Source organism: Cyanobium sp. ATX-6F1, from assembly GCF_047395825.1.
In the GTDB taxonomy this organism is placed as follows: Bacteria; Cyanobacteriota; Cyanobacteriia; order PCC-6307; family Cyanobiaceae; genus ATX-6F1.
Genome location: NZ_JBCEBF010000003.1, coordinates 942,217 through 954,357 on the forward strand (window position 1 = coordinate 942,217; position 12,141 = coordinate 954,357).

The 12,141-nt window shown below is 66.6% G+C and carries 8 protein-coding genes and 4 pseudogenes; 9 read left to right on the forward strand and 3 right to left on the reverse strand.

Translation table 11 applies throughout. The features are described 5' to 3' along the window. Positions 1-53 precede the first annotated feature (53 nt). The 7 genes and pseudogenes from AAF143_RS17165 (at position 54) to AAF143_RS17195 (ending at position 5,816) form a co-directional block, all read left to right on the forward strand. The gene (locus AAF143_RS17165) at positions 54-659 is read left to right on the forward strand and encodes a phycobilisome rod-core linker polypeptide (protein ID WP_255008827.1); all 606 of its coding nucleotides are present in this window, start codon (positions 54-56) and stop codon (positions 657-659) included. Between the two features lie 485 nt (positions 660-1,144). Further along, complete coding sequence (locus tag AAF143_RS17170) at positions 1,145-1,630, forward strand: allophycocyanin (RefSeq protein ID WP_255008825.1); 486 nt, start codon at positions 1,145-1,147, stop codon at positions 1,628-1,630. A gap of 39 nt (positions 1,631-1,669) precedes the next feature. Beyond that, positions 1,670-2,158, forward strand: coding sequence for an allophycocyanin subunit beta (locus AAF143_RS17175; protein WP_255008823.1), 489 nt, complete (start codon positions 1,670-1,672; stop codon positions 2,156-2,158). Positions 2,159-2,192: 34 nt separating this feature from the next. Further along, positions 2,193-2,393 carry a phycobilisome linker polypeptide gene (locus AAF143_RS17180; protein ID WP_255008821.1) on the forward strand — a complete coding sequence of 67 codons (201 nt, stop codon included), beginning with the start codon at positions 2,193-2,195 and terminating at the stop codon, positions 2,391-2,393. A gap of 117 nt (positions 2,394-2,510) precedes the next feature. Next, positions 2,511-3,725: pseudogene (locus AAF143_RS17185) on the forward strand (FtsW/RodA/SpoVE family cell cycle protein). A gap of 80 nt (positions 3,726-3,805) precedes the next feature. Further along, a pseudogene (locus tag AAF143_RS17190) lies at positions 3,806-4,476 on the forward strand (cytochrome c biogenesis CcdA family protein). 32 nt (positions 4,477-4,508) lie between these two features. Further along, positions 4,509-5,816: pseudogene (locus AAF143_RS17195) on the forward strand (cytochrome c biogenesis protein ResB). Here AAF143_RS17195 and queF read toward each other — a convergent pair. Beyond that, the gene (gene queF, locus AAF143_RS17200; RefSeq protein ID WP_255008816.1) at positions 5,804-6,217 is read right to left on the reverse strand and encodes a preQ(1) synthase; all 414 of its coding nucleotides are present in this window, start codon (positions 6,215-6,217) and stop codon (positions 5,804-5,806) included. The pseudogene AAF143_RS17195 and the gene queF overlap by 13 nt on opposite strands. A gap of 348 nt (positions 6,218-6,565) precedes the next feature. Here queF and AAF143_RS17205 point away from each other — a divergent pair, with 348 nt between their 5' ends. Further along, entirely contained in the window at positions 6,566-6,919 is a 354-nt protein-coding gene (locus AAF143_RS17205; RefSeq protein WP_414027527.1) for a P-II family nitrogen regulator, read from the forward strand. A 34-nt stretch (positions 6,920-6,953) separates the two neighbouring features. On the opposite strand, the gene AAF143_RS17210 is transcribed toward AAF143_RS17205, so the two are convergent. Further along, positions 6,954-7,835, reverse strand: coding sequence for a TlyA family RNA methyltransferase (locus tag AAF143_RS17210; RefSeq protein ID WP_255008813.1), 882 nt, complete (start codon positions 7,833-7,835; stop codon positions 6,954-6,956). A gap of 97 nt (positions 7,836-7,932) precedes the next feature. Between AAF143_RS17210 and purB the strand changes: the two genes are divergently transcribed. Then, the gene (gene purB, locus AAF143_RS17215) at positions 7,933-9,228 is read left to right on the forward strand and encodes an adenylosuccinate lyase (RefSeq protein WP_255008810.1); all 1,296 of its coding nucleotides are present in this window, start codon (positions 7,933-7,935) and stop codon (positions 9,226-9,228) included. A gap of 145 nt (positions 9,229-9,373) precedes the next feature. On the opposite strand, the pseudogene AAF143_RS17220 reads toward purB, so the two are convergent. Then, positions 9,374-12,111: pseudogene (locus AAF143_RS17220) on the reverse strand (DEAD/DEAH box helicase); the annotation flags it as partial. Positions 12,112-12,141: the final 30 nt, after the last annotated feature.

The window sequence follows — 12,141 nt, forward strand, 5'->3', positions numbered from 1 at the left end:
CCCCAGAGACCTAGCCCTGCAGTACCTGGGTGCCGCCAACTTGAAAGCCGCTGATGGGCAGCAGCCGCGGCTTCGTCGCTAGCGAACCGCCGGTTTCGGCGATGGCCAAGGCCCTGCGTCCCGGCAAGCCCCAGGGGCTGACCCGCCGCCGCAGCCTCCCGGAGCGCTTGCGGCTGTCAAGGTTCCCCGGCGAAGGCGAGTTGCAGAGCGTGCTCCGCAACGTTTATCGCCAACTCCTCAATCGTGATGTGCTGGCCTCAGAACGCCTCGGTGATGCCGAATCCCAGCTCCGTGATGGCCACATCTCGGTGTCGGAATTCGTGGCGCTCCTGGCCTCCAGCGAGCTGTTTGGGCAGCGCTTGAACCGGCTGGCCCCGCTGCGGGCCGCAACGGCGGCCTACCTCGCTCTGCTAGGGAGGGCCGCCCAGGCCAGCGAAGTGAGCGCGTTCCTGGCCAGCCAGGCCAACCACGGTCAACAACGGGCCCTCGAAACCCTGATCAACAGCGACGAGTACGCCACCAACTTCGGCCGCGACACGGTGCCCTACCTCCGCGGCCTCGACACCCCGGACGGCCTGCCACTCACCACGCTGAACCGCACCGCCAGCCTCTACGGCGGCAACGCTGCTCTCAATCCACCCACCAAGGGCGCGATCTGAGCTCCCTGGCCCGCTGAGGGGGCCAGGCTCAGCAGGCGCCTGGTCCTAAGCAGGGCGCTTTTGCCTTCCAACACGGCCGTTGGGGGCTGAATCTGGCTTGGACCGCGCGACGGAAGAGTTCGACTTGCGCGATCAAATGATTAACATTTGCAGCAGAGTCCATGTATCAACAACTCCCGCGAAAGCCATTGCGCGCAAAGCGTTTTCAAAAAACAATCCGCCGTGAAGAACTGTTACCGGAGGCCGAGTCAGAGCAGCGGCCTGCCGCAGAATAATTCGGCAATCAGTTGATCTGATTTGCCGCCTGGCCGACCCGCAGCCCAATGGCAACGCCTCCCAAGGCAGCGCCGTTGAGCCACGCAGAAGCCGCTCCTTCATGCCAGGCCTCCTTTCGGAAGCCCCAGTCAGGGAGCACAGGCATCCACCCTTACCCACCGGCTATCGGTCTCCTTAAACGGCGACCGCTTGTTTCGAGGCAGAACTGCATGAGCATCGTCTCCAACTCGATCATCAACGCGGATGCTGAAGCCCGCTACCTCAGCCCCGGCGAACTCGACCAGATCAAGTCCTTCGTCGCCGGCGGTCAACGCCGGCTTCGGGTGGCTCGAGTCCTGAGCGAGAGCCGGGAACGCCTCGTCAAGCAGGCCGGCGGCGCCCTCTTCCAGAAGCGTCCAGACGTGATCTCCCCGGGGGGCAATGCCTACGGCGAAGAGATGACGGCCTCCTGCCTCCGCGACATGGACTACTACCTGCGCCTTGTGACCTACGGGATCGTGGCCGGCGATGTCACTCCCATTGAGGAGATCGGCATCATCGGGGCCCGCGAGATGTACCGCGCTCTCGGCACCCCACTCGAAGCCATGGCAGAAGCCGTGCGCGAACTGAAATTCGCCTCAAGCACTCTGCTCACCGGAGCTGACGCTGAAGAAGCTGGCTTCTTCTTCGATTACGTCATCGGCGCCCTTTCCTGAGGCTGCCCTCTCCTTCCCCACCGCCGCTTCCCCGGACCTATGCAAGACGCGATCACCAACGTCATCAATCTCTCTGACGTTCAGGGTCTCTACCTCGACGACTCCTCCATCGGTCGCCTCGAGCAGTACTTCGCCAGTGGTGAACTGCGCGTGCGCGCTGCCGCCACCGTTTCCGCCAACGCCTCGGCCATCATCAAAGATGCCGTGGCCAAAACGCTGCTCTACACGGACATCACCCGTCCGGGCGGCAACATGTACACCACCCGTCGCTATGCGGCCTGCATCCGCGACCTCGACTACTACCTGCGCTACGCCACCTACGCGATGCTCGCGGGCGACTCTTCGATCCTCGATGAGCGCGTGCTCAATGGCCTCAAGGAGACCTACAACTCCCTGGGTGTGCCCATCGGCGCCACGGTGCAGTCGATTCAGGCGATCAAGGAATCGGCTGCCTCGCTGGTCGGTCCCGAAGCCGGGCGTGAACTGGGCGTCTACCTCGACTACATCAGCTCCGGTCTGGGCAACTGATCCCACAACGGTCTACCCCGCGAGGATCACCCCCATGCGTCTGTTCAAGATCACGGCCTGCATTCCCTGTCCTGAAAAGGCTCGGACCCAGCGCGAGCTGCAAAACACCTACTTCACCAAGTGGGTGCCGTACCAAAGCTGGTTCGCTGAACAACAGCGCATCATGAAGCAGGGCGGAAAGATTCTGAAGGTCGAACTCGTGGCGGGTCGGCGTCAGATCAACGTCGGCAACTGAGTCTTTCGCTCACCTCACCAACTTTCATCCAAGCTCGGCACTGGCCGGGCTTTTTTTGTCCGTACACTCGGGCGTGAGCGGCCCATGTCCAGCTGACGATGAAGCTTTCCTGAGCCCATGGCCTTGCCCGGCATTGCGAACCGTCCCCCCAGCTCGATCCCGAGCCCAGAGGCCTCCGCCAAAGGTTTCCTACCGCTTCCCTTGCCCTCTGGCCCGCTGAAGCGAGGCTCTTGCTGGGTCTGGTGGCGCTCTGGAGCCTGCTGGGCATCCTGATCCTCACATCAGCCAGCTGGTGGGTGGCCGAGCGGGAAATGGGCGACGCCGCTTACTACCTCAAACGTCAGCTGCTCTGGCTGGCGGCCAGCTGGGGGCTGCTGCTGCTGGCCCTGCGGGTGAACATTCGCCGTTGGTCCAAGCTGGCCGGCCCCGCCCTGTTGCTGGGGGCCTCCTGGTGGCCGCCACCCTGGTGGCCGGCAGCACCGTGAACGGCGCCAGCCGTTGGCTGGTGGTCGGTCCGATCCAGATCCAACCATCTGAGCTGGTCAAGCCCTTCGTGGTCCTGCAGGGGGCTGCCCTGTTTGCCCACTGGAAGCGCATCGCCATCGACCAGAAGCTGCTCTGGCTGACGGTGTTCGGCGCTCTGATCCTGCTGATCCTCAAGCAACCCAACCTGAGCACAGCCGCCCTGACGGGCCTGCTGCTGTGGTTGATGGCCCTGGCCTCCGGCCTCAACCTGGGCGCCCTGCTGGCCACGGCCTTGGCGGGGGGCTTGTCGGGGTGAGCAGCATCTTGATCAACACCTACCAGCGGGTGAGGGTGACGTCGTTCCTGAACCCCTGGAAAGATGCCCAGGGGGACGGTTACCAGCTGGTGCAGAGCCTTCTGGCCATCGGCTCCGGCGGGCCCCTGGGTGAGGGTTTCGGCCTCTCCACCCAGAAACTTCAATACCTGCCCATCCAGTCAACGGATTTCATCTTCGCGGTGTTCGCCGAGGAGTTCGGCTACATCGGCTCGGTGATGCTGCTGCTGTTCCTGCTGTTGTTCGGCTTCGTGGGGCTGCGGGTGGCTCTGAGCTGCCGCAGCAACCAGCTGCGGCTGATCGCCATCGGCTGCACCACCCTGCTGGTGGGCCAGTCGATTCTGAACATCGCCGTCGCCAGCGGTGCGATGCCCACCACCGGCTTGCCCTTGCCTCTGATCAGCTACGGCGGCAATTCACTGCTCTCCAGCCTGCTCACCGCCGGCCTGCTGATCCGTTGCTCACTGGAATCGGCAGGGGTGGATCCGGGCCGTCCCCGCCGACGGAGGCAGGGGGTCGCCCCGATAGGGTGACACTTGCACCGGGCCCCCATGACCGACCTCGGTCTCTCCTCGCCGACCAGCTGGCGGATCTGGCCCGCTGGACTGAACAGCTGCTGCGCGCCTCCCTGGCGGCACCTGGTCCGATCACCCTGGCGATCGTCTTTGCCGGAGGTCTGCTCACCAGCCTCGGCCCCTGCTCGCTCGGGCTGCTGCCCGTGACCCTGGCCTATCTGGCCGGCTTCAGCGACCGGCAGCGGCGGCCCTGGGTGCGCAGCGTCAGTTTTGGGCTCGGCATTGTCGCGTCGCTGGTGCTGCTGGGGCTGGCCAGCGGCCTTTTGGGTCTGTTCTATGGGCGCGTTCCGGGTCTGATTTCAGGGCTGGTGGCGGCCCTGGCCCTGGTGATGGGCCTCAACCTGCTGGGCCTGCTGACGTTCCGCCTGCCCACCGGCCCCGACCCGGATCGCTGGCGCCAACGGGTGCCGGCCCCCTGGCGCCCCTGGCGGCGGGCCTGGCCTTCGGACTGGCGGCCTCCCCCTGCACCACGCCGGTGCTGGCAGTGCTGCTGGCCTGGATGGCCCAGAACGGCAAACCGGTGGTGGGCATGGTGCTGCTGGCCTGCTTCGGCCTGGGCCAGGTGCTGCCCCTGCTGCTGGCGGGAACCCTGGCGGCCAGCCTGCCGAGCCTGCTGGCCCTGCGGTCCGTCGGACGCTGGGTTCCGGCGATCAGTGGCGTCGTGCTGGTGCTCACCGGCGGCCTCACACTTCTGGCCCAGCTGCCATGACCTCTGCCTCGCCCACCTTGGTCGCACCGTTGCTGAATGCCCTGGGCCGAGTGGCCGCGTGGATTTCAGATCTGCGGCTGGCGATCGTGCTGCTGTTGGTCGTGGCCATCGCCAGCGGGCTGGGCACCGCGATCCCCCAGCAGGAAAGCAGCGAGTTTTATCACCGCCTCTACGACGAAACCCCCTGGCTGGGGTTGGTGCGCGGGGACGGGATCCTGGCCCTCCAGCTGGATCACCTCTATTCCAGTGACTGGTTCCTGGCGCTGCTGGGCTGGCTGGGGCTGTCCCTGGTGCTGTGCAGCTGGCGCCGCCAGTGGCCGGCCCTGCGCGCCGCCCTGCGCTGGGTCGACTACAGCTCCCGCGCCAGCTCAGCAAGCTGAGCGTGGCGGAGACCGTGGCCTCCCCAGAACCCCAGGCCGATCTCGAACGCCTGGGGGCCCTGCTCACGGCCCGGGGCTGGCGAGTTCAAAGCCAGGCGGGTCGACTGGCGGCCCGCAAGGGCGTGGCCGGTCGGGTGGGGCCCCTGCTGGTGCATGCGGGGCTTGTGGTGCTGTTGGTGGGATCGGCCTGGGGAGCGCTGGGGGGCCAGCGGGTGGAGCGCTTTCTGGCCCCGGGCCACGAGCTCGAGTTGCTCGATCGCCGCGGCGAGGGCCAGCTGACCTTGGTGCTTGAGCAGTTCGGCATCGACCGCGACCCCGCCGGGCGTCCTGAGCAGTTCCGCTCGCGCTTGCTGCTCAAGAACCCCCCAGGCTGATGCCCCAGCCCTGGAGCAACGCGCCGAGATCAGCGTCAACCACCCCCTGCGCCACCAGGGCATGACCATCTACCAGGCGGACTGGGCTTTGGCGGCGATCACGCTGCAATTGGGCAAAAGCCCGCTGCTGGAGCTGCCGCTGCAGAGCTTTCCCCAACTCGGGAATCAGATCTGGGGATTGGTGCTGCCCACCCGCCCCGATGGCACCGATCCCGTGCTGCTGAGCGTGACCAACGAGGCCGGACCGGTGGAGATCTATGCCAGCGACGCCAGCCTGCTGGGCCGGCTCATTCCCGGCGGCGAGGCCCTGGAAGTGAACGGCCTGCCCCTTCGGGTGGCCTCGATCCTGCCCGCCAGTGGCCTGCTGCTCAAGCGCGATCCGGGGGTGCCACTGGTCTACGCCGGCTTCGCCATTGCCCTGGTGGGTTGCGGCCTCAGCCTGGTGGCCACCCGCCAGTTGTGGGCGATCGCGGAGGACGGGCGCCAGCGCCTGCATGTGGGTGGGCTCTGCAACCGCAACCTCACCGCCTTCGCCAGCGAACTGCCGCAGCTGCTGGGCTCCCTGCAGCAGCCTCAGCCGAGATGACGGGTGCCATGGCTGACCCGAACCACCGTGTGCACGTTGCCGCGGGGGTTGAAATCAGCCTCGAGCTGGATCCAGTCGGGTTGGGCCGCCGCCACCAGATCATCCAGGATGCGGTTGACCACCTCCTCGTGGGAGATCGAGCGGTCGCGCCAGCTGTTCACATAGAGCTTGAGCGCCTTGAGCTCAAGGACCCGGGGGCCGGGCTCGTAGATCAGGCGCAGCACCGCGAAATCCGGGTAGCCCGAGAACGGGCAAAGGCAGGTGAACTCCGGCAGGGTGATCGACACTTCGTAGGGACGGCCCGTGGAGGGGTTGTCGAAGCAGATCAGCTGGGCCTGCTCGATCTCCCGCTGGCCGTACAGAGGCGTGGTGGTGAGGGCGCTGGGAGCTGGGGCAGCCATCGATCGGGCGGGAGTGCATCAGGTTCACGATGCTACGAAACGGCCGATTCTTTACAACGATCCCAAAAGAAATCAGCCGAATGTCCGCCGTGGACATCCCAACCGCTTTAGATGGAGAAGGCCCGCAGAGAATCCCTGCCTGCGCCTCGCGTCCATGGACCCGACGCCGGGCCCCAGGCTGGTCGCCGCTCAACGGCGCAGCCAGTAGCAATGGATACACCGGACGTCCAGCACCTGCGGCCTAATGGCAGAAGTCCATTGTTGCAATGGCTGGGCATCCGCCGAACTCCTCTGCTAGGACGCCTCTCACCCTTCCTCTCAGGCACCGTCCTGGGAGACACCCCTGAAATGAATCCCCGGATCCATGAAAAAGTTGAGGCCATCATCCGTCCGTTCAAGCTTGAGGACGTCAAACTCGCCTTGGTGAATGCCGGCATCGTCGGCATGACCGTGAGTGAAGTGCGTGGCTTCGGGCGTCAAAAGGGCCAGGTCGAGCGTTACCGCGGATCAGAATTCACGGTCGAATTTCTACAGAAACTCAAGCTCGAGGTTGTTGTTGACGACGACCGTGTCGACACGGTGATTACCTGCATTCAAGATGCGGCCCGCACCGGTGAAATCGGCGACGGCAAGATCTTCATCACCAACATCGAGTCGGTGATCCGGATCCGCACCGGCGACAAGGACAGCAGCGCGATCTGAGCGCCCCTGAATCAAGGGTCTGCTCCTGTGCCGATCAACCCGAGGGTTGGTCGGCTTCTTTATGGCTCAGGGTGCTGGCCACCAGATGTTTGATGGCGCTTCGATCCAGCGTCGGCGTGGTCAGCGGCGTGTTCGATCCCTCCCCGTTGGATCCAACGCGGTCAAAACATTCGTCCCGCATCCAGAGCAGGTACTCGTGGTTGCCGGCCGGCCCGGTGATCGGTGAGGCCACCAGCCCGGCTGCGCGCCAACCCAGCCGATCCGCCGCTGCGATCACCGCTTCGATCGCATCGACGTGGGCCTCGGGATCCCGCACCACACCGCCTTTGCCCACCCGGGCTCGCCCCACCTCGAACTGGGGTTTGACCAGAAGCACCGCCTCCTGACCCTCTGGTGCCATCAACCCCTTCAGGGCGGGCAACACCAGGGCCAGGGAGATGAACGACACATCGGCCACCGCCAGATCCGGCCTGGGATCGTGGGGCCCGTAGAGCTGCTCGGGCCGCAGGTGGCGCAGGTTGGTGCGCTCCTTGAGCACCAGCCGGGGATCGGTGCGCAGGCTCCAGGCGGTCTGGCCGTAGCCCACATCGATGCCGTAGATCCGCTGGGCGCCGTGCTGCAGGAGGCAGTCACTGAAGCCACCGGTGGAGATGCCCCCATCGAGGCAGATCCGACCCTCCACCTGGATCGGGAACGTCTCGAGGGCCCGCACCAGCTTCTCGCCGCCACGGGAGACGAAGCGTGGGGGCTGGCTCACCTGGGGCTCCAGTTCCAGCGCCACCTCCATGCCGGGCTTGTCCAGCACCCGATCGCCGGCGCGCACCCGGCCGGCACGGATCAGCTGCTGGGCCTGCTGGCGGCTCTCCACCAGACCCAGGGCCAGTAAATGCAGATCCAGCCGGCGTTTTCGGGCCATGGCGTCATCCAACCACAGCCGAAACAGAACCAAAGCCGCAGGCTGCGCCGGGTGGCCTGCCCCATACATTGGGTGCGACGTCGCCAGGCGCTGGCCCTTGATCGAGCGTTACACCCTCCCCGAGATGGGGCGCATCTGGAGCGAGCAGGCCAAGTTCCAGAGCTGGCTGGATGTGGAGATCGCCGCCACGGCCGCCCAGAGCCAGCTGGGGCGGGTGCCGGCCGAAGCCCTGGCGGAGATCAGGGCCAAGGCGAGCTTTGAGGTGGAGCGGATCGAGGCGATCGAGGCGGAGGTGCGCCACGACGTGATCGCCTTCCTCACCAATGTGAACGAGCACGTGGGCGAGGCGGGCCGCCACATCCACGTGGGCATGACCAGCTCAGATGTGCTCGACACCGGCCTGGCCCTGCAGCTGAAGGCCTCGGTGGCGGTGCTGCGCACCGAACTCGATGCCCTGGCCGCAGCGCTCAGGGAGCTGGCCCGGGCCCACAAGGGCACGGTGATGATCGGGCGATCCCATGCCATCCATGGCGAACCGATCACCTTCGGCTTCAAGGTGGCGGGCTGGCTGGCGGAGAGCGAGCGCAACCGCGAGCGACTGGAGCGCCTGGAAACCGTGGTGGCCGTGGGCCAGATCAGCGGCGCCATGGGCACCTACGCCAACACCGATCCCCAGGTGGAGGCGCTCACCTGCGCGGCACTGGGCCTGGTGCCTGACACCGCCAGCACCCAGGTGATCTCCCGCGACCGCCACGCCGAGTACGTGCAGACCCTGGCGCTGGTGGGGGCGACCCTGGAGCGGATCTCCACCGAAATCCGCAACCTGCAGCGCACCGATGTGCTGGAGGTGGAGGAGAACTTCGCCAAGGGCCAGAAGGGCAGCTCGGCGATGCCCCACAAGCGCAATCCGATCCGCAGCGAGCGCATCTCCGGCCTGGCGCGGGTGCTGCGCAGCTACACGGTGGCGGCCCTGGAGAACGTGGCCCTCTGGCACGAGCGCGACATCAGCCACAGCTCCGTGGAGCGCATGATGCTGCCGGATTGCTCAGTGACCCTGCACTTCATGCTGCGGGAGATGACCGCGGTGATCAGGGGCCTGGGGGTCTACCCCGCGAACATGGCGCGCAACCTGAATGTGTATGGCGGTGTGGTGTTCAGCCAGCGGGTGCTGCTGGCCCTGGTGGAGAGCGGCCTCAGCCGCGAGGAGGCCTACCGGATCGTCCAGGAGCACGCCCACAGCGCCTGGAACACAGAAGGCGGCAACTTCCGCGCCAACCTCGAAGCTGATCCGGCCGTCACGGCGCGGCTGGGCCCCGGGCAGCTGGCGGAATGCTTCGCCACCGATCTGCACCAGGCGAACCTGAGCGTGATCTGGGAGCGGTTGGCGATCTGATTCCTCAGGCCGCCTGTTCCGTGAGGCTCCCTTCGCTTGAGCTGGCTTCGGGGCCACTGCTGCCGTTGAGATCATCACCCGTGATCTGGGGCTCTGCAGCTGGGGAATTGGCCGATGTCGTGCCAGGAGTGGGTGGTGGCGGCACGGCCTTGGCCGTGGCCGGATTGAGGCCCGCCCCCACGGGGCTCAGCAGATCGATCGGCTCGCAGACCGGGAAGCGGTTGATCGCCTTGAGGGCCAGTCGGGCCTTGCCGCGCAGCTGCTCGCTGAGGGCCTCGCCGTAGGGGATCTGGGCCAGCAGATCCACCGTGCGGCGCATGATCCGCACCACATCGCCCTCATCGAGGGAGGTGCCCGCGATCAGGTCGTTCCAGCTGGTGCCCTTGGCCCAGGAATGCACCAGCCCCATCAGCTCCGGCTCGTACCAGAGGGGCATCACCACGGCGGCCCGCTCCTGCTGGCGCAGCAGCTCCCGGCGGATGCCGCCCAGATCGTGCAGGGCCTCCTCGGCGGCGGGCGGGGTGTTGAAGGCGCTCCAGAGATCGGGGCGATTCACCTCCGTGGAGATGGCCTCCAGCACCGCCGCCAGCTCGGCGGGTTCGAGCTCATCGAGGTGGCCGCTCATCAGCGCCAGCCCCAGCCAGAGTTCGTTGTCGCCCCGGAGGGACGCCACGGTGCGGCCGATGTCGGTGGGCTCGAGATCCTCCAGGCAGCCGAAGAAGCGCAGGATTTCGATCAGGGCCAGGAAGGTGTCCCAGTGGCGGTTGGAGCGGTGGTGCAGCAGCCGCTGGCGTTCGCCGATCTCCTCCTCGAGTTCCTCCATGCGCCGGTGCTGCTTCTTGATCTGCTTGCGATCGCCGGTGCTGTGGGCGGGATGGAGTTCGAGGGCCAGCTCCAGTTGGTGCACCAGCAGCGCCTGGGCCTTCACTTCCCCGGCCAGGTCGTACTGGGGGGTGGCCATGTCGTGGCGCCGGGCCATGGAGCCCACCGCAAGGGCCAGACCGCCACTGGCCTGGTCGCCGTGGCGCAGCTCACCGGGGTGGTGCAGCTCTGGGGCGTCCACCTCGCGCACCTGCAGGCAGCTGAGCTCCGCATGGAGGCTCACCACCGCATGGCAGGGCACCAGGATCCAGACGTTCTCATCGGTGAGGCAGAGCAGCAGCGGGAACTGACCGCTGCCCTCCACCTTGGCCACGATCACCGCCGGTGTGACCCGACCCTTGAGCTGGGGTGCCTTGAGGCTCACCAAAGTGCCCTCACTGGCGAATCGCAGGGCGAGGGTGAGCTCATGGGCCAGGGTTTCCTCCGCCTGCTGCTGCAGGATCCGCAGGATGCGCCGCTCCTCCCGCAGCCTGGCCCGCTCCTTTTCATAGAGTTCGAAGGCGTCCCAGGGCACATCGGTGACACTGCCCGAAAGACCCTCCAGCTGTTGGCGCAGTTCGGTGATGCGGCGCTCGTCGTCGACCAGATCGAGGGTGGCCAGGTAGCGGCCGAAGCTGCGCTCCACCAGTTCCTTGGCCTTGGGCAGCTCATAGCGCTGCAGCAGGTTGAGCACCATGCCGTAGCTGGGGGTGAACTGGCTCACGAGCGGATCGGCGGGGCTGGTGGCCAGCTCCCCGCTTCGCGCACCCCCTCGAAGCGACTCTGCACCGTCACCACATAGCCCTGGGTGTCGAGGCCGCGGCGGCCGGCCCGGCCCGCCATCTGCAGGAACTCACTGCCCATCAGCGGCCGGTGGCCGCGGTCGGTGCGCTTGGAAAGGGCCGAGATCACCGTGCTGCGGGCGGGCATGTTGATCCCGGCGGCGAGGGTTTCGGTGGCGAACACCACCTTCACCAGCCCCTGCTGGAACAGCTCCTCGATCAGTTCCTTCCAGGCGGGCAGCACCCCGGCGTGGTGGGCGGCGATGCCGCGCAGCAGGGCGTCATCGTGGCCCCCTTCGCGCACCGCCTCGGGGGTGGAGGCCACAAAGGCCTGCAGGCGCGCGCGCACCCGGGACTGCTCCTCGTTGGTGAGCAGGTTGAGCCGGCCCAGGTCGCGCACGGCCTTGTCGCAGCCGCGGCGGCTGAAGATGAAGTAGATCGCCGGCAGCATGTCGCGCTCGGCCATCTGGGCCACTACGAAGGGCAGCGGCGCCGCCTCGGGCTGGGGCGGCCTGGGGGTCTTGGGGCCGCGGCGGTGGGTGGTTTTCGGCGCCCGCCAGACCTTGCAGTTGGGGTGCAGCCCGGTGCCCGCATCATTGAGCAGGGGGTGCAGCCCCTTGGCGCTGCAGAAACTGAAGGCCAGGGGCACCGGCCGGAAATCGCTCAGCACCAGCCGGGTGGGCCCGTGCACCTTGTCGATCCAGTCGGTGAGCTGACCGGCGTTGGCCACCGTGGCCGAGAGCGCCACCAGCTGCACCGCAGGTGGGCAATGGATGATCGATTCCTCCCAGACCGTGCCCCGCTGGGAGTCGTTCATGTAGTGGCACTCATCGAGCACCACCGCCTCCACATCGGCGAGGGGATCGTCGCCGCGATCCACCTCCGCGTAGAGCATGTTGCGGAAGATCTCGGTGGTCATCACCACCACCTTCGCCTCCCGGTTCACGCTCAGATCACCGGTCATCAGACCGACGTTCTCGACCCCGAACTGCTCGCGGAAATCGCGCAGCTTCTGGTTCGAGAGCGCCTTGAGGGGTGTGGTGTAGAACACCTTCTGGCCGTGGGCCAGGGCCCGGTAGATCGCGTACTCGCCCACCAGGGTCTTGCCCGAGCCGGTGGGGGCGCTCACTACCACCGAATGGCCCTGGTTGAGCGCATCGATCGCCTCCAGCTGGAATGGATCCAGCGGAAACGGGAACAGCTCCTCCAGGGGCGGAACGTCGGAGCTGGCGATCAGCATCAGGGAATCCTATTGGCCAGACTGCGGCCA

Bases quoted from the DNA above. Each gene is read 5' to 3' on its own strand.
- AAF143_RS17180 (WP_255008821.1), top strand. From the start codon at position 2,193: ATGCGTCTGTTCAAGATCACGGCCTGCATTCCCTGTCCTGAAAAGGCT.
- queF (WP_255008816.1), bottom strand. From the start codon at position 6,217: ATGGCTGCCCCAGCTCCCAGCGCCCTCACCACCACGCCTCTGTACGGC.
- AAF143_RS17205 (WP_414027527.1), top strand. From the start codon at position 6,566: ATGAATCCCCGGATCCATGAAAAAGTTGAGGCCATCATCCGTCCGTTC.
- AAF143_RS17165 (WP_255008827.1), top strand. From the start codon at position 54: ATGGGCAGCAGCCGCGGCTTCGTCGCTAGCGAACCGCCGGTTTCGGCG.
- AAF143_RS17175 (WP_255008823.1), top strand. From the start codon at position 1,670: ATGCAAGACGCGATCACCAACGTCATCAATCTCTCTGACGTTCAGGGT.
- AAF143_RS17170 (WP_255008825.1), top strand. From the start codon at position 1,145: ATGAGCATCGTCTCCAACTCGATCATCAACGCGGATGCTGAAGCCCGC.
- AAF143_RS17210 (WP_255008813.1), bottom strand. From the start codon at position 7,835: ATGGCCCGAAAACGCCGGCTGGATCTGCATTTACTGGCCCTGGGTCTG.